The sequence below is a fragment of the Citricoccus sp. GCM10030269 genome (genome assembly GCF_042665635.1).
GTDB lineage: Bacteria > Actinomycetota > Actinomycetes > Actinomycetales > Micrococcaceae > Citricoccus.
In genome coordinates, this window is sequence record NZ_JBHTCV010000002.1 from 443,660 (window position 1) to 468,532 (window position 24,873).

Consider the following 24,873-nt stretch of genomic DNA (forward strand, 5'->3'; position numbering starts at 1 on the left):
TTGCTCACCTCCGTGTCAGCCCAACTCCAGGCCTGGAGTGGCGACGGCGTAGCCAGCCTCTTCGACAGCGGCCTGCAAGTCCTCGGGAGCCGGTGGCCTGCCCTCGGAGGAGACGGTGGCGGTGGAGGTGCCGTTGGGAACCAGGGCGACGTTGACGTCCGTGACGCCCGGGATCTCCTGAAGCTCTTCGGTGACGCTCATGACACAGTGCTCGCATGTCATGCCGTTGATCTTGATGTCCGTCGTGGTCATGGTTCCTCCTGGAGTGAGATGGCGGGTGGGCAGTCGGCCCATTCAGCGCATGAGTCGGGCGATGGCACTGGCAGCCTCGGCCACCTTGGCCTGCACGGCCTCGTCGTTGCCGGTCTCGCGGGACTCGCGGGCGGCGTCGGCCACACAGTGGGACATGTGGTCTTCCAGCAGACCGAGGCTGACGCCGTGCAGAGCCTTCGTGGCCGCGGCGACTTGAGTCAGCACGTCGATGCAGTACTTGTCCTCGTCGACCATCTTGGCGATGCCGCGAACCTGCCCCTCGATGCGGCGCAGGCGCTTGAGGTACTCGTCCTTGCGGGGACTGTAGCCGTGGTGTGCCGGCTCAGCCGGGGCGGTCCGATCTTCGGCGACGCCGGCTTCGGAGCCATGCGGGGTGGTTTCCGTGGTCATGACCCGACCATATACCCCTCGGGGGTATATCTGCAAATACCCCATGGGGGGTATGCGCTGGGGTGGGGGATGCACTGGATGAGGCGGGTCTTTGCCTCCCTGTTAGGCCTCCCGGGAGTCCAGTTCCCGGATCAGTTCCCGGACTCGGGCGTCGAGGTCGTCCCGAACGCGCCGCACCTCGTCCAGGGGTTTGCCCTCCAGCGAGGGGATGTCCCAGTCGCGGTACTCGGTGCCCTCCAACGGCTCTACCCGGTCGGCGCAACCGAAGGTGACGACCATCTGGGCTGCCGCGTGGATGTCGTGGGAGAGCGGCTTCGGGTAGGCATGGGTCAGCGAAACATCGACTTCTTCCATGGCCTGCACCGCGGCATCGTAAAGGCGGCCCGCAGGCTCGAGACCCGCAGATCGTGCGGCCACCCGGCCCTCCGAATGCTTCAGGACGAGGGACGCGGCCATCTGTGAGCGTCCGGCGTTGGCGTCATCAACAAACAGGACTCGCGGGTGGGGCGATTCGATGGCGCCCTTGGCGATGGCGATGGACCGGAGTCGGTGGTCTGCGAAGTTCCCCGCCGATGCCGTGAGGTAGGTCTTGACCGCGGCGGTGCGGTCCAACTCGTCGTAGGACTCCTGGACGATCCGGTTGACGGTGTCCCGGTCGACCACGTGGGCGTAGCGTTCATAGAGATGAGCGGCAGTGCGTTCGAGGACGTTCCGGTCCAGGGCCCGGCTGGCTTCAGTGTGGTGCTCGTTCATCATCACTCCGGCAATCTGGGCGGTGACGGGCTGTCACCGATCATGCTGGCCGGGCTCCGGGGGGCGGTCAAGGTTCCATCCGCAGGATCGTGTGAGGGACTTGTCGGCGACTGAGATTCACCCGGCGTGCCACAATTGGCGATCGTGACGCACTCCAGCTCATCCCCAGCACGCGCCACAGGAACCCCTGCGCCGAGCAGTAATTCGTCGGATGGGTCGCCGGGCGGTCCGCCGAACGGATCGCCGGACCACCCAGGGTCCGTGGCGCAGGCGCTCTCAGCCCGCCGACCGGCCAGTCCGGTCGCGCGGGAATCGCTGGCCATCTGGGTGGCGATCGCCTCCGGAGTGGCCGGCGCCGCCGTCGGGCTGCTGATGTTCTCCGGCCGCAGGCCACCGCTCTCCGGCGACTGGTCCGTGGGCACCGCGGCCGCCGTCCTGACCGCCGTCTGTGCGGGGCTGGCGTGCCTCCTCGGCCTGGCCCAGTCCACGCGTACCACCCACCAATGGATGACCCAACGCCACTGGGGGTGGTTGGTGGCCGACGCCTTCGGCCTCGTGGTGGTGCACGGCGCCATTGCCGTGATGGCGTGCCTGGCCCTGTTCCGGATGTTCCAGGAGGCCTTCACCGGACTGACCGTGGACGGCATGGCGGCCACGGTGATGCTCGCCCTCGTGGGATCCATCGGGGGCTACCTTGGGTTCAACTCCGCCGCCCGGATCTCCACCCGGTCGTTGTCGTCGTTGCTGGCGGTGTTCATGGCCTCGGGCATGATCGTCTCGATGCTGCTGGCAGAGAACCCGTTCTGGTGGCACGCCTTCTTCTCTGAACTCGGCACCGGACAGGCGGGCATTCTCTCCTTCTGGACCTTCAACACCACGCTGACAGTCTCCGGGCTGGTGTTGACCACCCTGTCCTCATTCATCACCCAGGACCTCTTCACCTGGGCGCATGACCGCGAAACCCGTGGCGTGCGCAGAGCCCGCATCGGCATGCTTCGCTGGGGACTGTTCATCATCGGGCTGTGCATGATGGGGGCCGGAGTCGTGCCGATCAATTTCTCCGATCCCGTCCATTCCACGTTCATCCGGATCCTGGGCGTGGTGTTCATCGTCCTGTTGGCCAGTGTGCAGCTGTGGCTGCCCGGCTTCCCACCGGCCGTCTATGTGGGCACCTACCTGATGCTCGCCCTGGGCATCCTGTCCACGATGTTGTGGTTCCCGCTGCGCTACTACAACCTGACAGGCTTCGAACTGGCCATGGGCGGGGTCATCTACGCCTGGCTCGTGGTGTTCATCCGGAACCTCGATGCCGTGCTCACGGAAGCCGGTATCGGCGACCGGGCGCGGGACCAGGATGTCGAGCTCGACCGGGACGCCGACGTCGGGCCAGCTCTACCGACTGAGCCGGCCCAGCCAGCCCGACCAGCCCAGCCAACTCAACCGGCCAAGCCAACCGAGTCCGCCGTGCCCGCCATTCAAGCCCCTCAGGGCGCCTACCGGACGCCGGCCTATCGCGGATGGCGGGTCGGAGGTGACGGACCGTCCTGAGCGCACCGTCCCCAGGGAACGCTGGCACAATACCCGGGTGAGCATTTCGTCTGACCGCCGGCCGGCCGCGGTCTCCTGGCTCTATCTGGCCATCTGCGTGGTGCTGGTCTCCCTCAATCTGCGGACACTGTTCTCCAGTTTCTCCGCCATCCTGCCGGAGATCGTCGCGGCGACCGGCCTGCCCGGTTGGGGCGCCACACTGCTCACCACCATTCCGGCCACCCTGCTCGGGGTCTTCGCCCCCTTGGCGCCGATCCTGGCCCGCCGCTTCGGCACATGGCAGGTCCTCTTCGGGGCGCTGGTTCTCCTGACGCTCGGCTTGGTCGTCCGCTCACTCCCGGGGCCCGACGGCGGCGCGATGGTTCCGCTGCTGGCCGGCACCGTGGTCTCGGGGGTGGCCATCGCCCTGTCCAACGTGGTGCTGCCCAGCATCGTCAAGCAGGATTTCGCGGAGCATTTGGGCCTGATGAGCGGCCTGTACACCACGGCCATCTGCGGCTCCGCGGCGCTGGGGGCCGGGCTGACGTTCCCGGTGTATCAGCAACTGCCGAACTGGCATTGGGCGCTGGGCATCTGGGCCATTCCGGTGGCGGTAGCGGCGGCACTGCTGGTGCCGATCATCCTGCGCCATCGGTCGGCTGCCCAGGTGTCGACGTCGACCACGGGGCGCAGCCCGCTGACGTCACCGGTGGCCTGGCACATCACGCTGATGATGATCTGTCAGGCGATGACGTCTTTCACCTGCTTCGCGTGGCTGGCGCCGATGCTGCGAGAGCGGGGCATCGACGGCGGATCTGCCGGGGTGATCGTCGCGGTGTCCATCGTCCTGCAGATGGCCGGCTCCCTGCTCGGACCCGTGTGGGCGGCCCGGCTGCGCTCGCAGTCCGTGCTCAATGCGGCGGCTGCTCTGCTCACCGCCGGCGGCTTCGTCCTCGCTCTCCACGGCCCGCTGGCCGGAATCTGGCTCTGGACCGGCGTGCTCGGCATCGGCCAGGGCGCCCTGACGGCCTTGGCGCTGACCATGATCGCCTTGCGCAGTTCCACCGCTCACATGGCGATCCGCGTCTCCGGGATGATGCAGGGACTCGGCTACGGACTGGGCTCGTCGGGGACGTTCATCACCGGTCAGATCTTCGCCACCACGGGGTCTTTCGGCCCGGCGGCTTGGCTGTTCGTTGCCTCCGGCTTGGGGGCCGTGATCTTCGGCTGGCTGGCCGGACGGAACCGGACGATCGAGCGATAACTGCCCACGTTCCGCCGCTGTCAGCAGAGCCGCCCAGGGCAGAACAGACTCCCCGGGGACGCCGGGGCGCGGCACTCTGGGCTCATGACCGATGACAGCACACCCAGATTGTTCGACGAACGGGCGCGCAGGGAACTCTACGAGCGGCGCATCCTCGTGCTCGATGGGCCCCTTGATGACGACAACGGCACCCTACTGACCACCCAATTGATGACTCTGGCGGTGGAGGATGCCGCCGCCGAGATAGGCCTATGGATTCACTCGCCCGGTGGATCCGTTCCCGCCATGCTCGCCCTCCGCGACGCGATGCGACTGATCCCCTGTGATGTCTCCACCCTGGTTCTGGGAATGGCCTGCAGCGCCGGTCAGTTCCTCCTCTCGGCGGGGGCGCCGGGCCGAAGGCGCGCTCTGCGGCATTCCCGCATCCTCATGCACCAGGGCTCGGCGGGCATCGGCGGATCCGCGGTGGAAATTGAGCTGCAGGCCGACGACCTCCGCCACACCCGGGACACCGTGCTCGGACTGATCGCCGAGGACACCGGCCAGCCGACGGAACGGGTGTTCGAGGACTCACTCCATGACCGCTGGTTCACCGCCGAACAGGCCCTGGAGTACGGCTTCGTCGATTCCGTGGTCAGTGACTTTCATCAGATCGCCCCGCTCTACCGCTCCGGCCAAGCGGGATTCGGCACCGGCCGGCAGATCACACCAGAGGAGACACCATGAGCTCGTACACCATTCCCAACGTCATCCAACAGCACCCCCGGGGTGAGCGAGTCATGGACGTCTATTCGCACCTGCTCACCGAGCGCATCATCTACCTGGGCACCGCTCTCGACGCTGGTGTGGCCAACGCCCTGATCGCGCAGATCCTCTTCCTCGAGGCGGACAACCCGGACCGGGACATCCAGCTGTACATCAACTGCGAGGGTGGCGACCCGGCCGCGATGCTCGCCGTCTACGACACCATGCGCTACGCCCGGGCGGACATCGCGACCACCTGCGTAGGCCAGGCCAATGCCGTGGGCGCGGTGCTCCTGGCGTCCGGCGCGGCAGGGAAGCGAGCCGTCTTGCCACACGCGCGAGTGATTCTCCACCAGCCCGCAGGCCAAGGGCGGGGCGCCATTCCGGACCTCATTCTGCAGGCAGACGAGGTGGTACGCACTCGCGCCGAGATCGAAGGCATCCTCTCGCGGCACACCAGTCAGACCGTGGAGCGGCTAAGGGCAGACACGGATCGAGACCGCGTCTTCACTGCGAGAGCGGCCCTGGACTACGGGCTCGTGGACGAAGTGATCGAGCAGCGCTGACCGAGTACCCCCGATGAAATCTCGCGTGGCGTTAGGCGTTGACCAGACGGTAAGCGCCCGGCGGCCGTCGATACTGCCTCGGTCCGTGAGCTGGCGGTTCAGGCTGCCAGGGCGAGGGTGGTGCGCGTGTGGGCCGACTGCGGTGCCGGGGCCACAGTGGAGCGGACGCTTCCGGCCACGGCCAGCGTCACGTCGATCAGCGTGGCGTCCAGCGCATGCGCCACCGCCGCGATCATCTCGCTCGAGGGATCCTTGACGCCGCGCTCCATCTCGGACAGGTACTGCGGGGACACCCCGGCGCGGTGCGCGGTCTGTCCGATCGTCTCCTGGCGGGCGTGTCTCATCCGCCGGAGCTGCTCACCCAGCGCCTCTCGCCACAGCGGCTCGACCACAGGTCGTCGTCTGTCACGGGGGAGGGGGCTCCAGGGAATCGTCGCGTGATCCGTCATGGTGGTCATCCTAGGTTCGGAGGACGGTTAAGCGGACGGTCTCTGCTCACAGCAGAGGAGGTGGCCGCCGTCGGGCCCGGGATCCTGGCGGGCGAATTGGACGCCCGTGGGACAATGGCAAGGATGGCTAAGACAAACCGCCCCCGGCCGGGGGACCGCAGCACGGACCGCATGTCCCGCACCTCTGAGGTGAAGCAGGGACAGCAGAACCGGCGCGCCGCCGACCCCTCCGACGCCCGCCTGGATCACGCCCGGGACGGCAAGCTCAAGCTGAACCGTCCCCGGCGCGGGCTGATCGACGAGACCGAGGCGCGGCAGCTCGCGGAAGACCGAGAGCGACTGCAGGGCCAGGGCATCGGCGGCCCCCTGGATGGCCGCATGCTGTCCAACCCCGCCGCGGAATCCGGCCCGGACGCGAACCGCCCTCAGGTCCGTCCCCAGGCCGAGGGCTGGACACAGCAGACCGCCTCGGACGGACGGCCACTGCTGCAGTTCAAGCAGCCGCGCGTCGCCCAACCGCAGACTCACCTGGCGGACCTGACGCTGGCCGAACGTCAGGCCAAGGTGACGGAACTGGGGCTACCGGCCTTCCGCGCCAAACAGCTCTCCACGCACTACTTCAGCCATTTCACCTCCGACCCGGACGAGATGACGGACCTGCCGCAGCAGGCGCGCGAGACGCTGGTGGCGGAAATGATGCCGCCGCTGCTCACCGAGGTTCGGCGGCTCACCACGGACAACGGCGACACCATCAAGTTCCTGTGGCGTCTGTTCGACGGTGCCCTGGTGGAGTCGGTGCTGATGCGCTACCCCGGCCGGGTCACGCTGTGCGTGTCCAGTCAGGCCGGCTGCGGGATGAACTGTCCCTTCTGCGCGACCGGCCAGAACGGCCTGACCCGCAACATGTCCTCGGCCGAGATCGTCGAGCAGGTGGTCCGGGCCAACCGCGTCATCGCTGACGGCGCCCTGGGCGGGATGCGCGACGACGGCGGCCACGATGCCGAGCGCGTCACCAACATCGTCTTCATGGGCATGGGCGAGCCCCTGGCCAACTACAAGCGCGTGATCGGTGCCGTCCGACGCATGGTCGATCCCTCGCCGGCCGGCCTGGGGATGTCCGCCCGGCACATCACCGTTTCCACGGTGGGCCTGGTCCCGGCGATCAATCGCTTGGCCGACGAGGGGATTCCGGTTACCTTCGCCTTGTCGCTCCACGCTCCTGACGACGAGCTCCGGGATGAGCTGATTCCCGTGAACTCTCGCTGGAAGGCCGATGAGGCCATCGACGCGGCCTTCAACTACTTCCAGAAGACCGGGCGCCGTGTGTCCATCGAATACGCCCTGATCAAGGACATGAACGACCACGCCTGGCGGGCGGACCTGCTGGCGAAGAAGCTCAATGCCCGCGGGCGCGGCTGGGTCCACGTCAATCCCATTCCGCTGAACCCGACGCCGGGCTCCATCTGGACATCATCCGAGCCGGAGATCACCCAGGAGTTCATCAACCGCCTGGAAGCCGGCGGCATCCCCACCACGCTGCGCGATACCCGCGGCAAGGAGATCGACGGAGCCTGCGGTCAACTGGCGGCTGAGGGCGATGAGGAGTCGGACGGCACGGTCACCGAGGGCTCAGAGGCCCCGGGCGAGGTTCGCCCGGAGCCGCCGGCCTCGATCGATCTCCGCGGCTGAGTTCGTCAGCGCGCCGAGCCGTGATGCAACCCGGCCTGGATCTCCGCGTCGGAGACCGGGTTGCCCAGGTGGCGCAGCGGGGTCTTGTAGGTCTCGCGCGTCGTCAGCGCGACGAGCGTCGCCAGGATGGTGGCACCGGAGACCAGCCAGGCGGCCGGACCCCAGTTCGCGTAGTTGTCCCCGACGAGTGCGGTGGCGATCATCGGGGAGAACCCGGAGATCAGGATGCCCACCTGCAGGCCCACGGCGACGCCCGAATAGCGCACCTTGACGTTGAACAACTCCGAGAACCAGGCCGGGTAGACGGCGTTGGACAACGCATACGTGACGCCCAAGATGATCGTGGAAGCGATGAAGATCAGGGCGATGTTGGCGGAGTCGATGGCCAGGAAGTACACCCAGATCATCACCGCGGTCGTCGCTGTGCCGGCGACGAAGGTCGGTTTGCGCCCGATCTTGTCTGACAGGTAGGCGGAGGCCGGCGTCGAGACGATCGCCACGATGTTGCCGACGATGGTCACCCAGAGCATGGTGGACGAATCGATGCCGACGGAGGTCGCGTAGGACAGACCGAACGCCTGCATCAACGTGTTGGTGACCACCTGCAGGGACAGGATGGAGATCTGAACGAACTGCACCGGATGCGTCCTGAGCATGACGACGAAGGGCGCCTTCTCCTGTTCGCCGGCCTCCTTGGTCTCCTGGAACTCCTCCGGCTCGGCCAACTGACGCCGCACGAACCAGGCGACGGCCAGCACCAGAATGGACGCCAAGAACGGCAGTCGCCAGCCCCAGCTGAGCCGGTCTGCTTCGTCCATGGCTGTGATCGGCAGGAAGGCCAGCGAAGCCAGAACGATGCCGGCGGCGATGCCCGAGATGGAGAATGAGGGGAAGAACCCGCGCAGGCCCACGGGAGCCTCTTCGGTGCTCAGGGCGGAGGCGCCGGCGATCTCGGCTCCGGCGGACAGGCCCTGGGCCAGCCGCAGGACCACCAACAGGATGGGTGCCCAGAGCCCGATCTGCTGGTACGTCGGCAGCACCCCGATGAGGAAGGTGGCCGCGCCCATCAACAGCAGCGTGGCCAACAGGATGGATTTGCGACCGATCCGGTCTCCCAAGTGGCCGAACACAATGGCGCCGAACGGGCGGGCCACGTAGGCCACGCCCAAGGTGCCGAACGAAGCGATCATGGTGACGGCGTCGCTGCCATTCTCCGGAAAGAAGATGTGCGGAAAGACCAACGACGCGGCCGTGGCGTAGACGAAGAAGTCGTAGTACTCCAGGGCGCCGCCGAGGAAGGCGGACATGCCGGCTCGCTTGGCGCGCTTCAGGCGCACAGCCTGTTCGGCGGGCGTCAGGGACTCGAGGACATCGGTGCTGTGCTCGTGGATGGTGGTGTTCATAAGTTCTCCCAGGTTCGGCGGCCTGTGGTCATCGGTTGCTGTGAACCGGGTCACCAGGCTCAGAGAAGACTCCCCGGGCCGCGACGTGAACACCAAAATGCAGCCCATTCAATGGGCTGTTGTACGCACTCGTGGGGATGCGGAGACGAATCGGTGGTGCCCGCCGTCAGCAGGCGGACACCACCGTCGACTCAGAGTGGCCGGACTCAGTCGCCCGAGGCGGTGTCCCAGCCGTAGTCGGGATAGTCGAAGAAGTCATCACCATCGAGGGTGTCGACCGAGCCATCAGCCATGGACTCGACGATCGACATGAGGCCGGTTTCGACCGTCTTCACCAGCATTCCCTTCTGCTTCTGACCGAAGGACTGCGTCTGCCCGCGCACCTCGAAGAGCACCGTGGCCGAGCCGTTGAGGGCGAACGCGGACCGTCCCTGACCGGCGAACTCCCGCTCATCCGGATGCAGGTACCGCACCACGCCGGCCAGCGGCGACTGAGCACCGTAGCTGTCCGTCAGGCCGTTCATGGCAGCCAGTGCGTACCGGCGGGACTTGTCCTGATCCAGCAGCGGATACTCCTCCTGATAGGCGGCACCGTCGTCCACGCCGAGGGGCGGATAGTCGATGGCCACGGTGACCTGCTTGCCGTCGCGGGGTCCACCCGTCGTCTCGTTGCAGGGACCCATGTGGTGCAGGTCCACCATGGCGTCCACCTCGCCGAATTCCTCCTGGAGGGCGACGTATTGGTCGCGGACAGCTCGGGACTCCGGATTCAGGTAGAAGCCCGCGTCCGTTGAGGTGCCCGGCATATCTTCCGGCTGCGGGACGTAGTCCAGATCGGGGTGGAAGTCACGGTTCAGGTCGAAACCGGGGCGGTCTTCAGCGCGGTAGTACCAGGCCGGTGAGGCCTCGGTGAGCTGCGGGAATTGCTCCACGGTGTCCGCCCACGAGACATCGTTGATGCGCCGGTTCAACTCGACTCCGTCTGGGTTGAGCATGGGGATGGACACGAAGGTGACCTCGGAGCGGATGCGCTGCGCCTCGGGGCTGTTGCCGCTGAGGGTCTTGAGCAGCTTCAACTGCGCTTCCACTCCGGTGCGTTCGTTGCCGTGGATCGCACCGGTGACCATGATCACCCGAGGGCCGGTGCCCACGCGGGCAGCCATGACGTCCCGGCCCTGATGGGTGGTGCCGATCGATTCCACGTCGAGGGATCCATTGCTGGTCTGGGCCAGGCGCTCCAGCTCGCGCTGCATTTCGGCGTAGCTGGTCCAGCCCGACGTCGGCGCGTTTTCCACCGGCGTGCAGGTTCCCAGGCCTTCGCCCTGGCCGCGGTCCGCCGTGATGGCGGCCGGCGTCGCGGTGGCCGGGGCTCCGGCCATGGCGCTGGCGACCAAGGCCGCGCTGGCGAGAGCGACACCCCAGGACCGGCGGTGACGTTGCTTCTTCGTGATACTGGAGTGCGAGGACTGCGAGTGCGAGGTGATGACTGTTCGGTTCATGTTCTCTCTCAACTCAGTGATGGATGATGACCATGCCGGGGATAGAGCTGAGACGGTGGTGCCAGCCAACTTACGTGGCCGAGACCGTCTGCGCTAGAGTCCCGGCCGGATTACTTCAGGTGCTACCAGCCAGAAAGGGGTGTCGTGGCCAACTCGCGATCTGGCGAATCCGTGGTGTCCCGGGTGGCGCGATTGCTGCAGTGCTTCGACGCGGACCACAGCGAACTGTCCGCCGTGGAGATGGCTGATCGGGCGGGCCTGTCCAGTTCCACGGCGCATCGCCTGGCGTCTGCCATGGCCGAGGAGGGCCTGCTGTTCCGGACCGGGCGGGGGCGATTCAGGATCGGCCTGGCCTTGTGGGAGGCCGGTCAGCGCGGCTCACGGTTCCAGGCATTCTCCCAACTGGCGCTCCCGTTCATGGAGGCCATTCACGTCACGCTCAAGCAGAACGTCAGTCTGTCCATCCTGGACGAGTCGACGGCGGAGATCGTCTATCTCGAACGCCTCACCCATCGCGGGGCTCAAGAGGATCTGACCAAGGTGGCCTTGCGCCAGCCGGCCCTCTCGGTCTCCGCCGGGCTGGCCATGCTGGCGTTCTCGCCGCGCGATGTTCAGGAACGGATTCTGTCCATGCCGTGGGATGCCAGCACGCTGCAGTCCGGCATCACCGAGGGACACCTGCGGCGTCGACTGGCCCAGGCCGCCGCTGACGGGTTCGTCCATCTGCCGGGTGTACTCGTCGGTTCCCTCGCCGGTCTGGCCGCACCCGTGCTCGACGCACAGGGGCGGGTCCTGGGGGCCTTGGCGATCGTGCAGACCCTCGCCGAGGTCAATCTCAAGGTCCAGGTTCCAGTGCTGCTGTCCGCCACGCGTGGGCTGTCCAGAATGGCGGGAGATCTGCCGCGGGCGTGAGGCGGAGGTGACGCCGCCGAATCCTATTGAATGGGATGCATGGTGACGCTGCGCTGTGAAGCAGGTTACATAGGGCGGGTCATGTCCGTTGACCTTCTCGGAGGCCGAACGGACATCGACGTAGACCATCCCCGTCGATTCCGGAAAGTCGGTCACCCCTGATGCCAGTAGCCAACGGACGCCTGATCGGCCTGGCGCCGTTGTCCCTGCTGTCGGCCCCGCCGCCGCAGTTGGTGCAGCATGCGGCAGAGGCGGGCTTCGACTTCGTCGGCGTCCGGGTGCGTCCGGTGACCACCACCGAGGCGTCTTTCGACGTTCAACCGGGGTCGGCCCTGCTGGCCGAGACGCTGTCCCGCATGGCCGATACCGGAGTGGTGGTCAAGGACATCGAGTTTCTGTTGCTCGACGGTACGGATCAGCGGGATGCGTGGATGCGGATGTTCGAGGCTGGACAGGCGCTCGGGGCTGAGTCCCTGACCGTGGCCTGCAGCGACACCGACACTTCACGAGCCCGGGACACCCTCGCACTCATGGCCGAGGACGGACGCCCTTATGGGATCAGCCCGGCACTGGAACCCATCAGCTATCAAGCGGTCGCCTCGATACCGTTCGCCGACCAGCTCGCGGTCTATGCTGGCTGCGACATCATGGTGGACACCCTGCACGTGGGCCGCTTCGGCGGCACCGCCGAGGAGCTCGCCGCCGCTGCCGACCGCGCGCCTCTGGTGCAGCTGTGTGACGCACCGGCACGAGTCCCTGCTGACCGCGAGGGCCTGATCCACGAATCCCGCTCCGAACGCCTGGCCCCCGGCGAGGGCGACCTGGACCTGACCGGGGTTCTGGCCGCTCTGGAGTCCGGGCTGGCCGACACTCCCCGGGCGGGCGCCCGGCTGCCCGTCTCCGTGGAAGTACCCCATCACGACGCCGTCGCTCGCCTGGGTGCCCAGGGCTGGGTGGATCACCTCAAGAGCACCGCGGTGGCCCTTCTCGGCGAGGAGGTGAGCGCATGAGCACCGTTGACGAGTCCTATCTGGTCGGGCTGATCGGCGACGGCATCACCGCGTCGCTGTCCCCACCCATGCACGAAAGGGAGGCCCGGGAACACGGGCTGCTGTATCTGTACCGCCCGATCGATGTGGCGGCACTCGGATTCGAGGGGCAGCAGGCTCAGGAGGAGGCGGCTCGGCTGCTGGACTACGGGCGCCGCCTCGGCTTCAACGCCTTCAATATCACCCACCCGTTCAAGCAGACGATCATGGAACACCTCGATGAGGTCGACGAGGATGCCCGGAACCTCGGCGCCGTGAACACCGTGGTCTTCCGGAACGGGCGCTCGGTGGGGCACAACACCGACTACTCCGGCTATATCACCGGCCTCAAGAGCACCCTGGCCGAACCGGACTTGGGGTCTGTGGTGCAGATCGGGGCCGGCGGCGCCGGATCCGCCGTCGCCTACGCCCTGTTGCGTGCCGGCGCGCGAACCCTCACGCTGATCGACCTGGACGTCGAGCGGTCCGCGGCCCGGGCCGCCGACCTGCAGGCCCAATTCCCGGGCCAGACGGTGGTGGCCCGCCCGCATGCCGAGCTGCCGGAGTGCCTGGCCGCGGCCACCGGTCTGGCCCACTGCACCCCGGTGGGTATGCACACCCATCCCGGTCTTCCCGTGGAGCCGGCGTGGTTGCGTCCGGAGCTGTGGGTCTCGGACGTCGTGTATCTGCCCGTGGAGACGGAACTGGTGAGAGCCGCCCGCGCCCTCGGATGCTCCGTGGTGGACGGCGGCACCATGGCGGTGGGCCAAGCACTGGACGCCTTCGCCCTGATCACCGGGCGTGAGGCCGATCCCGCGCGGGTCAGAGGCCATTTCCTCGAACTCGTGGCCGAGAAGCAAACCAGGAGACCGACGTAGGGTGACAGCATGAGCCAGAGTGATCACACCGGCCCCCACCGGATGTCCCGCACCTCGATCGCGACCGTGTGTCTCGCGGGAACACTGGAAGAGAAGATGCGGGCCGCGGCAGAAGCCGGCTTCGACGGGATCGAGGTGTTCGAGCCAGACCTCGTGGCCTCGCCACTCTCGCCAGAGCAGGTCCGCGAACTCGCCGAGGAGCTCGGGCTGAGCCTGGACCTGTACCAGCCGTTCCGGGACCTGGAAGGCGTGGAGGACGAGGTCTTCGAGGACAATCTGCGGCGTCTCGAGGCGAAGTTCCAGCTCATGCGGCGCCTCGGCGTCGATCTCATCCTGCTCTGCTCCAATGTCGGCACCGCCACCCGTTGGGAGGACGAGGTCGCCGTGGAGCAGCTGCGCCGGGCCGCGGATCTGGCCGCCGATTACAGCATCCGCATCGCGTATGAGGCGCTGGCCTGGGGGCGCTTCGTCAACACGTACGAGCATTCGTGGTCCCTGGTGGAGCAGGCCGACCACGCCAACCTGGGCATCTGCCTCGACTCCTTCCACATCCTCTCGCGGAGAGGTGACGTCACCGGGTTCCGGAACATCCCCGGCGAGAAGATCTTCTTCGTCCAGATGGCCGATGCGCCGATCAAACTGATGGACGTGCTCTCCTGGTCGCGCCACCACCGCAATTTCCCCGGCGAGGGCGGCTTCGACCTCGTGAGCTTCATGCGTGAGCTGTACGCCACGGGATACACCGGGCCGGTCTCCCTGGAGGTGTTCTCCGACATCTACCGCCAGACTGAGTCCGTCCGCACCGCACGCGAGGCCATGCGCTCGCTGCGGTGGCTGGACGACGCTCAGGCCGGGGACGCCCCCGCCCATCCGACCGGCTGGGACTTCGCCGAAGTCCGGGCCGCTGAACCGGCAGCACTGGCCGAAGTCCTGACCCAACTGGGCTTCGCGGACAACGGCCGCCACCGCACCAAGGACATTCGTCTCTTCTCAGCGGGAGAGGCCAGGGTGGTCACCAACGATCGCCACGAGGGTCCCCTCGACCAGGCCGGTGGCTCGGTCATCGCCTCTATCGGTCTGCAGGTGCCCGACCCGAGAGCGACGGCCCACCACGCCCGCGACCTGCATTACCCGCAAGCCTGGCGCGCCAATCGTGCCGACGAGATGGTGTTGCGGGGTGTGCAGGCACCAGACGGGACGGAGGTGTTCCTGGCCCCGAGCGCAGCCGCGCCGCAGTGGGTCCAGGAGTATGGCGCCCGGTCCGGGGAACCGGCCTCGGCCGACGTCGGCAATGGACTGCTCCTGGGCATCGACCACGTCAATTTGGCTCAGCCGTGGCAGTGGTTCGAGGAGGGAGTGCTGTTCTACCGCTCGCTGTTCGGCCTGGAGGCCCAGGTCAGCAACGACGTCGCCTCGCCGCAAGGGCTCGTCCGATCGGAGGTGATGAGGACGCCGGACGGAGCGGTGCGTATTCCGCTCAATCTCATCCCTCACGGCCTGGATCCCGGACGGTCCTCAGACACCCGCACGATCACCAGTCAGATCGATCACGATGAGCTCCGGTTGAAGGCGGCCTACCCGCAGCACGTGGCTTTCCTCGCCACGGATGCCATCGAGGTCGCCCGGCGCGCCCGAGCCCGCGGGCTGCGGATGTTGCCGGTCCCCTCGAACTACTACGAGGACCTGGCGGCACGATTCGATCTGGACACGACCCTGCTGGCCGAGCTGCGCGAGCACGATGTGATGTACGACCGGGACGAGCGCGGAGAGTTCCTGCATTTCTATACCCGCACCGTGGGCACCGTCTTCTTCGAGGTCGTCGAACGCCGCGACGGCTACGACGGCTACGGAGCAGGGTCGGCGCCCGTCCGGCTGGCCGCTCAGTACGACCTGGACCGCCAGTAGGCCCCGACCAGGTGATGCGGGGATCGATCGGACGGGCGCGTCAGATCAACACCGGCCGACTTCGAGTCAGGCGTCGACGGATTCCCGGACCGGGACCGTCTCCTCCTCGGGAGCCGGTACCGACCTGACGAAGAACGAACCCACGAAGGCCACCAGGGAGATGATCGCCCCGGCCACGAGGGCGTTGTGGACGCCGTTCATCAAGGCCTCCGACGGATCGGCGCCGCTCTGCGCACCGGCGAACGTCGCCGTCGCCATGACGGTGATGAACAACGCGGTGCCGGCCGCGCCCGCGACCTGCTGGAACGTGGACATGATGGCACTGCCATGGGAGTAGAGGCGGCGGGGGAGTGCGCCCAGGGCCGCGGTCATCAGTGGTGAGAACATGCAGGACAGTCCCGCGTTGAGCAGCATGTGCCACGCGATGATGGTGACCTGACTCGAGTCGGCGGTCAGCGTGGTCATGCCCCACAAGGCCACGGCCACGATCGCGGACCCCGGAATCACCAGCGGCCGGGCACCGATACGGTCGAAGAGCCGGCCCACGATCAGACCCATCACGCCCATCAACAGTCCGCCGGGCAACAGCATCAGACCGGTGTCCCGAGCGGAGAGTTCCAGGACCTGTTGCAAGTAGATCGGCAAGAGAATCAGCGTGCCGAACATGGCCATCATGCCCGTCATCATCATGCCGAGTGACACGGAGAACGTGCGGGTACGGAACGCCCGGACGTCCAGCAAAGCGTGCTCGCGTAGGCTCAGCTGACGCCAAGTGAACAGTGCCAGAGCCGCGATGCCGATCGTCAGCGGAATCCACGGCGTGACCAGAGCCTGGCCTTCGGCGGCCGAGCCGATGCTGCTCAGGCCGAACACCAGGCCGGCGAAGCCCAGGGCCGAGAGGATGACGGAGAACACGTCCAAGGGCAGTTTCCGCGTTTCAGTGACGTTGCGGATCATCGTCACGCCGAGCAGGAGGGCGATCCCGGCGATGGGCAGCATGGTCCAGAACAGCCAACGCCAGTCGAGGACGTCCAGGATGACGCCGCCGATGGTCGGGCCGGTGGCCGGGGCCACGGCAATGACGATGGAGATCAGGCCCATGGTGCGGCCGCGGCGGCTCGCTGGAATGACGTTGAGCACGGTGGTGAAGAGCAGCGGCAGCATGATGGCCGTACCGATGGCCTGAACGACTCGGCCGAAGATGATCACGAGCAGGGTCGGCGCGAGGCCGGCCAGCAGCGTGCCCAGCAGGAAGCTCGTCATGGCCATGACGAAGACGGTTCGCAAGGGCAAGCGGGTCAGCAGGTAGCCCGTGGTGGGAATGACCACAGCCATGGTCAGCATGAACGCCGTGGTGATCCACTGGACGGTGGACGCGGGGGCCTCGAATTCCACCATCAGATCGGACAGGGCCACGGCCATGACGGTCTCGTTCAGAATCACCACGAAGGCGGCGACCACCAGCAGCCATACGACTCTGGAGGCGCCTTCCGGAACGGTCGGTTCTGTGGCGGTCGGGGAAACAGTGGCTGACGAGTTGTCAGGGTTTTCGGCGGCCGAATTCGACACGGCTGTCCTCTCTCAAAAATCACAAAGGAGCCTGTGGGCCCCGGTTAGCCAACCTCATCCAGTCTGCCCTTATTCCCGTCACCCACCCACGTCGGGGGCAAAATACCGTACTGAGGGCTTGGTCACATCCGTCGCTTGACGCCGAGCGCGGCAACGCCATCCCACCGTCTGGACGGGGGATGGCGTTGCCGACTCTCTCTGCCCGGCTCCGGGCTCCGGGCTCTGGCTCGGGGTGCTGCGCGCTATCCGGCGTCGATGACCCGGTCGTACCGCTGCAAGAAGGCGGAGATCTCACCGCGGGTGATCGGATCGGACTGATTGAAGTTGCCCTGGGTGTCACCGACGGTGATGCCCTGGGAGGCCAGCCAGGTGATCGCGGCGTAGTTCGCCCCGCCCTGATTCAGGTCCTCGAAGGGGCTCGTCCCCGGGGCGGTGTGCTCCGGTTCGGCCAGCCGGTAGAGGAACGCGGCGAACTCTCCACGGGTCACGGACCTGGAGGGCTTGAAGGTGCCGTCAGCGTAGCCGGCGGTCACCCTCTCGGCGGCGGCCCAGGTGATCGGCGTGAAGAAGGCGCCGTTGACGTTGACGTCGTTGAACGGGCTTTCCTCGGGAGTCCTGAAGTCCGGCCGCACGTGGCGGTGGAGGAAGGCGGTGGTCTCACCCCGGGTGACATCGCGATTCTTCTGGAAGGTCCCGTCCGCATACCCCACAGAGATGCCGTTCTCGGCCATCCATTGCACCGGGGCGTAGAACGCAGATCCGGGAGGGTTGTCCGAGAAGGTCGGTCCGTCCTCGGTGCGGTCCACGACGCAGTCGAAGCTCGCCGCCGAGTCCTCGGACCCGGACCCCTGGTACTCGGGCCACGCCGGGTACTGGCACATCGGTCGAGTCCGGTCGGTTCCCTCGTTCGCGTCGACAGCGGTCAGCGTCTGCGGGGCCTGATCTTCCTCAACCCACGAGCTCAGGACTCCGAGGCCGTCCCAGGTGGCGTTGAACGGTCCGAAGCCGTGGCCGAGCCCCGGCACCTTGTAGTACCGGGCGTGATCCGCGAGCTCGTCACCGAACGTCTCCGTCAGCTGTTCCCAGTAGGCGTCCGAGTTGTGGGGGCTGATGAAGTCATCGGCGGTGCCGTGCGTCATGAGCAGCTTGCCACCGCGGTCGAAGAAGGGTTCCAGGCTCACATCCGAGACGTCCGTGATGGCGGCCAGCTCCTGGATGCGGTCCTCCCATTCGGTGGGATCGAACTCCATGGCGTCATAGTCGGGGTCCTGGGTGATGAGGTATTTCACGTTGGCTGCCCCGACGCTGTAGAGAAGACCCTCGGTGCCGGAGAGCGGATTGGACGGCTGGGGCGCGGAACCGAAGGTGGACCGCTGCCACAGGGCGCCCTCCAGGATCGGCCAGCGCCCGAACTCGGTCATGCCGGCGATCTCGATGCCGGGTGTATAGGGCGAATTGACCGTGTCAATCGCCTGGAGCTGTTCCGGTGTCAGGCATCGGTCCTCGTCGGTGGCGCCGGCTTCGCAGCCCAGCAGGTCCTCGACCGTATCGACGGTCATGACCTCGTTACATCCGGCCACGTTGGAGATGACGCCGTCCACGACACCGTCGAGCTCAACGGTGTCGCACACCTCATAGACGGTGTCCGTCAGTAGCTTGGTGTCTTCCGGGCTGAGCCAGGCCTTCCCGCCTTCCGCGTACATCGCACGGCCGACGTTGAGGGAGGACAAGTGCAGCATCATGACGTTGTACGCCGGGTAGTTGGCCACCACGCCCTCGTAGTCGTCGGGGTACCGCGCCGCGGCGTCGAGTGCCTCGTGCCCACCCTGCGAGCCGCCGATGAAGTAGGCGTAGTCCGATTCCTGTCCGTAGTACTCCTCCATGAGTACCTCGGAGACATCGTGGGCCTTCTTGATGGACCACAGCCCGTAGTCCTTCAACGACTCCTCGTTGAGGGCGAACTCAGCATCGAAACCACCTCCGGATTCATGCCCGCCGTCCGATCCGAGCGTCGTGTATCCCTGAGCCAGTGGGGTCTCGAGGTCGAGCGGCTGCAGGTTGTGGCGCCCGGTGCCGCTGACCAGGGTCCCGTTGAACGCCCCGCCCCCGAACTGCAGCGATTTTCCGTTCCAGTCGTCCGGCAGGTTCACCTGGAACCTCACGCCGGGGGCTTCCGGGTCGACCGGCAGCGTGCGGCCATTGACCTTGCAGTAGGATCCGTCCGTCTCATCGGAGACGGCTTCGGCGCTCTCGACGACGGCACCGGTCGTGGGGACGCCGATCTGGCCGGCGTCGATCTCGAGTCCCGTCAAGGCGGAGCATTGTTCGGCGCCGGCCTGTGCTGCATCGCCCGAACCTGGGCTCGTGCTGGCGTGGGCGGGGGCCGCGAACCCCGTCACCACCAATGAGGCCGCTGCCACGGTGCACGCCAACCGGCGCACTCGGCGGGTGAATGTGGACATGATGAACTCCCCTTCACGATGACTGTCAGCTCAGTCTTAGGTGACACTCAGGGTGTGTCAAGGGTCACACCCCAGTGCCGCCACAACGGGTTTGACGAGAACGGGCTTGGCGAGGAGGTGTGAAGTGATGTGACACTTGCCACGGGCGGCCGTCCTCCGTGAGCACTAGTCTGTCCGGGTAACCATCCAGAGCGGCTGAGAGACCTGGCTCGTTGACGCCGCAGCAACCCGTGGGATGTCCCGCAGACGGGTGCTACTGCCAGGACCGATGGATAGTCCACGGCCCCTTGAGAGGTGGACGACCTTCGCCCCCTGGCGATGCAGTCGTGCGCTCGGCTGAGGATTCCTTCGGTAGACCGAAAGGACCGCCGAATGACCGCCACACCGACCACCGGCATCGCCGTGACCGAGGGCAGGAACCTCGGCGCGGCTCTGCCGACCCAGTACCCCGAACTCCGACAGCACTTCCAGGCGCTCTTCGAGGAGATCGCCGCCGGTTCGCTCCAGAGGGATCTCGAGCGCGAACTGCCTTTCGACGTCATCCGGAAACTGGACGACGCCGGATTCGGCACCTTGCGCGTGCCCGCCGCCCACGGCGGCCCCGGAGTCAGTATCGAAGACTTCCTGCACCTGCTGGTCGACTTGGCCGAAGCCGACGCGAACGTGGCCCACATCTACCGCTCGCACTACGGCTTCCTGGAGTCGCTCCGGTTCCAGCCGCGGCAGATCCAGGAGGCCTGGTACCCGCGAGTGCTGGCCGGAGCGACAGTCGGCAACGCCTCCACCGAGAAGGGCGGCAACAGTCTGGGCACACTCAACACGGTGCTCCGTCAGGGACCGGACGGCGCGGTGCTCAGCGGGCAGAAGTACTATGCGACCGCCTCGATCTTCTCCGACTACACCCGGGTCTCCGCCGCCTTGGTGGATGACCAGGGTGAGCCGGTCACCGGCCGGCGTTTCGCCGTCGTCGCCACCGACGCTGAGGGCGTGAGCCTGGAGGACGACTGGGACGGCTTCGGCCAGAAGCTCACCGGAACGGGGACGGCGACGTTCGAGAATGTCCCGGTCGGTGAGGATGGCGTTCTGGACCGGGTGGCGGGTTCGCCGGAGGCCATCCACGAGGCGGCCTTCTTCCAACTCGTCCTGCTCAGCGTGATCGCCGGCATCGCCAAGGCCGCTCAGCGAGACACGGTGAGCACCATTCAGTCCCGCAAGCGCACTTTCAACACCGGTTCCGGACTGCCGTTCCGCGAGGATCCGCTGATTCAGGAAGCGGCCGGACGCATCGCCGCCAAGGCGTACACCGCCGAGGCAACAGTCCTGCATGCCGCCCGAGCGCTCGATGACGGCATCGCCGCCGCCGAAGCAGCCAGCGCCGACCGGCCGGAATTCACCGGGGAGATCCCCACAGCGTTGCATTGGTCCGAGCTGGCCGTCGAGCACGCCATGATCACCGTTCCCGAGTTGGGCATCGGTGCCGCTCAGGACCTGTTCCTGACCGTGGGCGCCTCGGCCACCTCCACGCGGAAGGGACTCGACCGGCACTGGCGCAACGCCCAGACGGTGGCCACACACAATCCCATCGCCTTCCGGGCCCGCGCCATCGGCGACTATCTCATCAACGGCACTCTGCCCGAGGGTCTGAATGCGATCGGGGACGCCCGATGAGCGGCGCTCCGGAAACAGTGGCTCCCGGGGCCCGCCGCGGGCTGCTGGACGGCAAGAAGCGGGTCCTCGCCTCCGCGGTCGCTGGAACCACCGTGGAGTGGTACGACTTCTATCTCTACGGCATGGCCGCGGCCCTCGTGTTTAACGTGCAGTACTTTCCCGGCTACACCGAGCTGGGGGCCACTCTGGCCTCCTTCGCCACTCTCGCGGTCGGGGTCATCATGCGGCCTCTCGGCGGTGTGATCGCCGGACACCTGGGTGACCGGCTGGGACGCAAGGCCCTGCTGGTCGGCTCGCTGCTGCTGATGGGTGTCGCCTCCACGCTGATCGGCATGCTGCCCACCTTCGACCAGATCGGCTGGTGGGCGGTAGCCGGATTGCTGTTGCTGCGTTGCCTGCAGGGCATCTCCGCAGGAGCCGAATGGGGCGGTGCCGCGCTCCTGTCCGTCGAACACGCCCCGGACCACCGGCGAGGATTCTTCGGATCGTTCACGCAGGTCGGTTCGTCGGCCGGCATGCTCCTGGCCACCGGCGCGTTCGCCCTGGTCCAGATGACCACCACGGACGAGCAGTTCGCTGAGTACGGCTGGCGTCTGCCCTTCCTGGCCTCAGCAGTCCTGGTCGTCATCGGCCTGGTGATTCGGCTGGGCGTCGAGGACTCTCAGGAATTCCGCGAACACCGCACCTCCGGAACCGTCGCCTCATGGCCGGTGGCCGAAGTGCTGCGCCACCACTGGCGGCCGGTGCTCGTCACGGCGGGACTGCGGTTGGCCCAGAACGGCGTGTACTACCTGATCACCGTCTATCTGCTGAGTTACCTGGTCAGTACTCGAGGCGACCAGGAATCGGCGGTCACGGCGGTCATGATCGCCTCGGCCATCGGCTTGTTCACCACGCCCTTCTGGGGCTGGATGTCGGACCGCTACGGCCGACGCACGGTCTCGGTCTGCGGATACATCGCCATCGGTCTCTCCGGCTGGCTCGTCTTCGGCTCCGTGGAGATGGGGGCGCTCGCGTTGCTGCCGCTGGTCGTGATCCTCATCATCAACGGAGCTCATGATTCCGTTTACGGCCCCCAGGCAGCGTGGTTCGCCGAGCAGTTCCCCGTCCGGGTGCGCTATTCGGGCGTGAATCTCGGCTATCAGGTCGGCACGGTGATCGGTGGCGGCTTCGCGCCCTTCATCGCGGCACTGCTGTTCAGCCTCGGCGGGGACACCCCGTGGTTGATCGCCGCGTATCTGTCCCTGTTGGCCGTGGCCTCCGTGACGGCGTCCCTGTTCGCCCGCGACCCCGCCCGTGATCGCCGTGGTGCCTCGCTGGCGGACGCCACCACCACCATTCCCGGTGGAGGCGCAGGCGCAGACTCCCGCACGCTGGCGACGGTCGGCGCCGCGAACGAGTACGCGACGGCCAACGACACCGCTGCCAACGATCCTGCTGCCAACGACACCGCTGCCGACCGTACGCCCGCTGACGAAAGGACCGGCAGATGAGTTCTAGTGCCGCGCCCGCGCCATCCACGCACTCCGCGCACTCCACGCCCATGCTGATCAATGCCTTCGACATGATGGTTCCGGTCCATCAGTCCCCGGGATTGTGGCGGCACCCTGACTCGGGAGTCGGCCAGTTCGCGACCCTGGAGTATTGGACGTCGCTGGCCAGGACGCTGGAAGACGGTGGCTTCGCCTCGCTGTTCCTGGCGGACATCCCCGGCCTCTATGACGTCTACGGAGGTTCGGCTGAGGCTGCGCTGCGTGGGGGTGTGCAGGCGCCGCTGCTGGATCCGCTCGTCATGGTTCCGGCCATGGCCGCCGTGACCGAGCGCCTGGGCTTCGGTGTGACCGCCTCGGTCACGTACGAGGCGCCCTATCTGCTGGCGAGGACTTTCGCCACGCTCGACCATGTCACGCGCGGACGCATCGCCTGGAACGTCGTCACCTCGTATCAGGACTCGGCGGCGCGCAATCTGGGGATGCTGCGGCAGATTCCACACGATGAGCGCTATGACCGGGCGGACGAGTACATGGACCTCATGTATAAGTTGTTCGAGGGCTCCTATGAACCCGGGGCCGTTCTGGCCGATGCCGAGGCCGGGGTGTTCGTCGACCCCTCTCGGGTCCACCCGGTCGAGCACGACGGCCGGTACTTCTCCGTCCCGGACCAGGCGCTCACCCACCCGGGACCGCAGGGCACGCCGTTCCTGTTCCAGGCCGGTGCCTCCCGGCGCGGTCAGCAGTTCGCGCTGGATCACGGGGAGGCCATCTTCTTCATCGGCAACACCCCCGAACTGGTGCGCGGATGGGTGGACGGCGTGCGATCCGGCCTCCGGGAGCGTGGCCGCGCCGAGGACGCCGTCAAGATCTTCACCATGGCCACCGTCGTCGTCGCGGACACTGACGAAGAGGCCCAGGACCGGTTGGACGGCTACCGGAAGTACGTGGACATCGACGGCGCCCTGTCGCTGTTCGGTGGCTGGACCGGCGTCGACCTGGCTGGCGCCGACCCGGACTCCGCACTGGAATATGTGGCCACCGACGCCAACCAGTCCGCGCTAGCGGCTTTCACCAAGCTCTCCCCGGACCGGCAATGGACGGTGCGGGACCTGGCAGAGTTCGTGGCCATCGGCGGCCGCGGCCCGGTGATCGCCGGCTCTGCCCAGACCGTCGCCGACGAGCTCGAACGCTGGCAGGAGGCCACCGGAGTGGACGGCTTCAACATCTCCGCGGCGGTCCGACCGGCCGACCTGGAACGGTTCACCGCCCTGGTCTCCCCGGAACTGCGCCGGCGGGGCCTACTGCCGGAGGATCCCTCCGCGAGCTCCGGGACGAGAACCCTGCGTGAGACAGTCATGGGTGCCGGCCCCCGCCTGGCCGATGATCACCGAGGTGCGGACTACCGCCGCTGAGCGGCGACCATGGTCGTCGAGTCACGCGAAGAGACTCGGATATTGCGATGACGAAGAATGGCCTAACGTCGAAGCAACGGTGAAATCAACGCGAAAAGAGACTTCGATGACTGCGAATCCCTCCGCTCGGGGCGGGGCCCGTCAGCCGCGCCAGCCCAAGCCCCCGGTGGTGCTGGAGGTGGTGGCCACTGAGCAGTTGAGCCCCCACATGGTGCGGCTGACGCTGGGCGGTCCCGGCTTTTCCCTGTATCAGGACAAGGACGCTACGGACAAGTACATCAAGCTGATGTTCGCCGACCCCGCGCTGGGCCTGACCATGCCGTATGACATGGAGAAACTCCGCGAGCGGCTGACCCCGGAGCAGATGCCGGTGCGTCGCACCTATACGGTGCGCAGCGTGGACCACGACGCCGGCACCCTCACCGTCGATTTCGTCGTCCACGGCGACGACGGACTGGCCGGCCCGTGGGCCGCGTCGGCGAAGGTGGGCGACCGGGTGACCTTCGGTGGGCCCGGCGGGATGTTCCAGCCGGACCCCGCGGCCGACTGGTACCTGCTCGCCGGTGACGAGTCTGCTCTGCCCGCCATCAGTTCCGCACTGGAGGCGATGCCGGCCGACGCCGACGGTCGGGCCTTCATCGAGGTTGCCGGTCCGGAGGACGAGATCGCCCTGGAGGCTCCGGAGGGGATCGAGGTGACGTGGCTGCATCGCGGGGGCGCCTTCACGCCGGAGACCACCAAGCTGGCCGCGGCGGTCATCGACGCCCCGTGGCAGGACGGCACGGTCCAGGTCTTCGCTCATGGAGAGCGCGAGATGGTCAAGGCATTGCGCCGCTATTTGGCCGACGTCCGCGGAGTGGACCGCAAGCAGATGTCCCTGTCGGCGTACTGGGCCTACGGCCGTGCGGAAGAGGCCTTCCAGGCGGAGAAGACGGAACCAATAGGGAAGATCTTTCCCGAGCCCTGAGTGATTGCTCGAACCGAGCGAA

The 24,873-nt window shown here is 67.0% G+C and carries 21 protein-coding genes and 1 riboswitch; of the genes, 13 read left to right on the forward strand and 8 right to left on the reverse strand.

The window, feature by feature from the left end; genetic code table 11:
- Positions 1-15 precede the first annotated feature (15 nt).
- From ACFQQD_RS05145 to ACFQQD_RS05155, 3 genes are all read right to left on the reverse strand, one after another.
- Positions 16-252, reverse strand: a complete 237-nt coding sequence (locus ACFQQD_RS05145) for a heavy-metal-associated domain-containing protein (RefSeq protein ID WP_378086916.1) — start codon at positions 250-252, stop codon at positions 16-18.
- Between the two features lie 42 nt (positions 253-294).
- Complete coding sequence (locus tag ACFQQD_RS05150; RefSeq protein ID WP_378086918.1) at positions 295-663, reverse strand: metal-sensitive transcriptional regulator; 369 nt, start codon at positions 661-663, stop codon at positions 295-297.
- Between the two features lie 102 nt (positions 664-765).
- The gene (locus tag ACFQQD_RS05155) at positions 766-1,419 is read right to left on the reverse strand and encodes a low molecular weight phosphatase family protein (protein WP_378087524.1); all 654 of its coding nucleotides are present in this window, start codon (positions 1,417-1,419) and stop codon (positions 766-768) included.
- Between the two features lie 258 nt (positions 1,420-1,677).
- Here ACFQQD_RS05155 and ACFQQD_RS05160 point away from each other — a divergent pair, with 258 nt between their 5' ends.
- The 4 genes from ACFQQD_RS05160 (at position 1,678) to ACFQQD_RS05175 (ending at position 5,517) form a co-directional block, all read left to right on the forward strand.
- Positions 1,678-2,964: a hypothetical protein gene (locus ACFQQD_RS05160; RefSeq protein ID WP_378086920.1), complete on the forward strand. Its 1,287-nt coding sequence runs from the start codon at positions 1,678-1,680 to the stop codon at positions 2,962-2,964.
- Between the two features lie 37 nt (positions 2,965-3,001).
- Positions 3,002-4,207 carry an MFS transporter gene (locus ACFQQD_RS05165; protein WP_378086922.1) on the forward strand — a complete coding sequence of 402 codons (1,206 nt, stop codon included), beginning with the start codon at positions 3,002-3,004 and terminating at the stop codon, positions 4,205-4,207.
- Positions 4,208-4,291: 84 nt separating this feature from the next.
- Positions 4,292-4,933, forward strand: a complete 642-nt coding sequence (locus ACFQQD_RS05170; RefSeq protein WP_378086924.1) for a ClpP family protease — start codon at positions 4,292-4,294, stop codon at positions 4,931-4,933.
- Positions 4,930-5,517, forward strand: coding sequence for a ClpP family protease (locus tag ACFQQD_RS05175; protein WP_378086926.1), 588 nt, complete (start codon positions 4,930-4,932; stop codon positions 5,515-5,517). The genes ACFQQD_RS05170 and ACFQQD_RS05175 overlap by 4 nt, the downstream gene beginning before the upstream one ends.
- Positions 5,518-5,615: 98 nt before the next feature.
- Here the strand turns inward: ACFQQD_RS05175 and ACFQQD_RS05180 are convergent, their stop codons facing one another.
- On the reverse strand, positions 5,616-5,966 hold the full coding sequence (locus ACFQQD_RS05180; protein ID WP_378086928.1) for a helix-turn-helix domain-containing protein: 351 nt from the start codon (positions 5,964-5,966) through the stop codon (positions 5,616-5,618).
- 114 nt (positions 5,967-6,080) lie between these two features.
- On the opposite strand from ACFQQD_RS05180, the gene rlmN reads away from it, so the two are divergent.
- Positions 6,081-7,655, forward strand: a complete 1,575-nt coding sequence (gene rlmN, locus ACFQQD_RS05185) for a 23S rRNA (adenine(2503)-C(2))-methyltransferase RlmN (protein ID WP_378086930.1) — start codon at positions 6,081-6,083, stop codon at positions 7,653-7,655.
- A 5-nt stretch (positions 7,656-7,660) separates the two neighbouring features.
- Here rlmN and ACFQQD_RS05190 read toward each other — a convergent pair whose 3' ends face one another.
- Positions 7,661-9,058, reverse strand: a complete 1,398-nt coding sequence (locus ACFQQD_RS05190) for an MFS transporter (RefSeq protein WP_378086932.1) — start codon at positions 9,056-9,058, stop codon at positions 7,661-7,663.
- Between the two features lie 206 nt (positions 9,059-9,264).
- Entirely contained in the window at positions 9,265-10,557 is a 1,293-nt protein-coding gene (locus tag ACFQQD_RS05195; RefSeq protein ID WP_378086934.1) for a M14 family zinc carboxypeptidase, read from the reverse strand.
- A gap of 144 nt (positions 10,558-10,701) precedes the next feature.
- Here ACFQQD_RS05195 and ACFQQD_RS05200 point away from each other — a divergent pair, with 144 nt between their 5' ends.
- The 4 genes from ACFQQD_RS05200 (at position 10,702) to ACFQQD_RS05215 (ending at position 15,280) form a co-directional block, all read left to right on the forward strand.
- Positions 10,702-11,469, forward strand: a complete 768-nt coding sequence (locus tag ACFQQD_RS05200; RefSeq protein ID WP_378086936.1) for an IclR family transcriptional regulator — start codon at positions 10,702-10,704, stop codon at positions 11,467-11,469.
- Positions 11,470-11,630: 161 nt separating this feature from the next.
- The gene (locus ACFQQD_RS05205; RefSeq protein ID WP_378086938.1) at positions 11,631-12,479 is read left to right on the forward strand and encodes a sugar phosphate isomerase/epimerase family protein; all 849 of its coding nucleotides are present in this window, start codon (positions 11,631-11,633) and stop codon (positions 12,477-12,479) included.
- Positions 12,476-13,375, forward strand: a complete 900-nt coding sequence (locus ACFQQD_RS05210; RefSeq protein ID WP_378086940.1) for a shikimate dehydrogenase — start codon at positions 12,476-12,478, stop codon at positions 13,373-13,375. The genes ACFQQD_RS05205 and ACFQQD_RS05210 overlap by 4 nt, the downstream gene beginning before the upstream one ends.
- Positions 13,376-13,384: 9 nt before the next feature.
- Positions 13,385-15,280 (forward strand): bifunctional sugar phosphate isomerase/epimerase/4-hydroxyphenylpyruvate dioxygenase family protein, encoded by a 1,896-nt coding sequence (locus tag ACFQQD_RS05215; RefSeq protein ID WP_378086942.1) that lies wholly within the window; start codon positions 13,385-13,387, stop codon positions 15,278-15,280.
- A 66-nt stretch (positions 15,281-15,346) separates the two neighbouring features.
- Here ACFQQD_RS05215 and ACFQQD_RS05220 read toward each other — a convergent pair whose 3' ends face one another.
- Both ACFQQD_RS05220 and ACFQQD_RS05225 read right to left on the reverse strand, forming a co-directional pair.
- On the reverse strand, positions 15,347-16,849 hold the full coding sequence (locus ACFQQD_RS05220; protein WP_378086944.1) for a DHA2 family efflux MFS transporter permease subunit: 1,503 nt from the start codon (positions 16,847-16,849) through the stop codon (positions 15,347-15,349).
- Positions 16,850-17,091: 242 nt separating this feature from the next.
- Positions 17,092-19,311 (reverse strand): tannase/feruloyl esterase family alpha/beta hydrolase, encoded by a 2,220-nt coding sequence (locus tag ACFQQD_RS05225; protein WP_378086946.1) that lies wholly within the window; start codon positions 19,309-19,311, stop codon positions 17,092-17,094.
- 179 nt (positions 19,312-19,490) lie between these two features.
- A riboswitch (SAM riboswitch) is annotated at positions 19,491-19,586 on the forward strand.
- 97 nt (positions 19,587-19,683) lie between these two features.
- Between ACFQQD_RS05225 and ACFQQD_RS05230 the strand changes: the two genes are divergently transcribed.
- The 4 genes from ACFQQD_RS05230 (at position 19,684) to ACFQQD_RS05245 (ending at position 24,851) form a co-directional block, all read left to right on the forward strand.
- Positions 19,684-20,979, forward strand: coding sequence for an acyl-CoA dehydrogenase family protein (locus ACFQQD_RS05230; RefSeq protein WP_378086948.1), 1,296 nt, complete (start codon positions 19,684-19,686; stop codon positions 20,977-20,979).
- Entirely contained in the window at positions 20,976-22,472 is a 1,497-nt protein-coding gene (locus ACFQQD_RS05235; RefSeq protein WP_378086950.1) for an MFS transporter, read from the forward strand. Before ACFQQD_RS05230 ends, ACFQQD_RS05235 begins: the two co-directional genes overlap by 4 nt.
- On the forward strand, positions 22,469-23,884 hold the full coding sequence (locus tag ACFQQD_RS05240) for an LLM class flavin-dependent oxidoreductase (protein WP_378086952.1): 1,416 nt from the start codon (positions 22,469-22,471) through the stop codon (positions 23,882-23,884). Before ACFQQD_RS05235 ends, ACFQQD_RS05240 begins: the two co-directional genes overlap by 4 nt.
- 106 nt (positions 23,885-23,990) lie before the next feature.
- Positions 23,991-24,851: a siderophore-interacting protein gene (locus ACFQQD_RS05245; protein WP_378086954.1), complete on the forward strand. Its 861-nt coding sequence runs from the start codon at positions 23,991-23,993 to the stop codon at positions 24,849-24,851.
- The last annotated feature ends 22 nt before the right edge of the window (positions 24,852-24,873 follow it).

Coding starts and splice junctions, on each gene's coding strand:
- ACFQQD_RS05145 (WP_378086916.1), bottom strand. CDS start 252: ATGACCACGACGGACATCAAGATCAACGGCATGACATGCGAGCACTGT.
- ACFQQD_RS05150 (WP_378086918.1), bottom strand. CDS start 663: ATGACCACGGAAACCACCCCGCATGGCTCCGAAGCCGGCGTCGCCGAA.
- ACFQQD_RS05155 (WP_378087524.1), bottom strand. CDS start 1,419: ATGATGAACGAGCACCACACTGAAGCCAGCCGGGCCCTGGACCGGAAC.
- ACFQQD_RS05170 (WP_378086924.1), top strand. CDS start 4,292: ATGACCGATGACAGCACACCCAGATTGTTCGACGAACGGGCGCGCAGG.
- ACFQQD_RS05175 (WP_378086926.1), top strand. CDS start 4,930: ATGAGCTCGTACACCATTCCCAACGTCATCCAACAGCACCCCCGGGGT.
- ACFQQD_RS05180 (WP_378086928.1), bottom strand. CDS start 5,966: ATGACGGATCACGCGACGATTCCCTGGAGCCCCCTCCCCCGTGACAGA.
- rlmN (WP_378086930.1), top strand. CDS start 6,081: ATGGCAAGGATGGCTAAGACAAACCGCCCCCGGCCGGGGGACCGCAGC.
- ACFQQD_RS05190 (WP_378086932.1), bottom strand. CDS start 9,058: ATGAACACCACCATCCACGAGCACAGCACCGATGTCCTCGAGTCCCTG.
- ACFQQD_RS05195 (WP_378086934.1), bottom strand. CDS start 10,557: ATGAACCGAACAGTCATCACCTCGCACTCGCAGTCCTCGCACTCCAGT.
- ACFQQD_RS05205 (WP_378086938.1), top strand. CDS start 11,631: ATGCCAGTAGCCAACGGACGCCTGATCGGCCTGGCGCCGTTGTCCCTG.
- ACFQQD_RS05210 (WP_378086940.1), top strand. CDS start 12,476: ATGAGCACCGTTGACGAGTCCTATCTGGTCGGGCTGATCGGCGACGGC.
- ACFQQD_RS05215 (WP_378086942.1), top strand. CDS start 13,385: ATGAGCCAGAGTGATCACACCGGCCCCCACCGGATGTCCCGCACCTCG.
- ACFQQD_RS05225 (WP_378086946.1), bottom strand. CDS start 19,311: ATGTCCACATTCACCCGCCGAGTGCGCCGGTTGGCGTGCACCGTGGCA.
- ACFQQD_RS05230 (WP_378086948.1), top strand. CDS start 19,684: ATGACCGCCACACCGACCACCGGCATCGCCGTGACCGAGGGCAGGAAC.
- ACFQQD_RS05235 (WP_378086950.1), top strand. CDS start 20,976: ATGAGCGGCGCTCCGGAAACAGTGGCTCCCGGGGCCCGCCGCGGGCTG.
- ACFQQD_RS05240 (WP_378086952.1), top strand. CDS start 22,469: ATGAGTTCTAGTGCCGCGCCCGCGCCATCCACGCACTCCGCGCACTCC.
- ACFQQD_RS05245 (WP_378086954.1), top strand. CDS start 23,991: ATGACTGCGAATCCCTCCGCTCGGGGCGGGGCCCGTCAGCCGCGCCAG.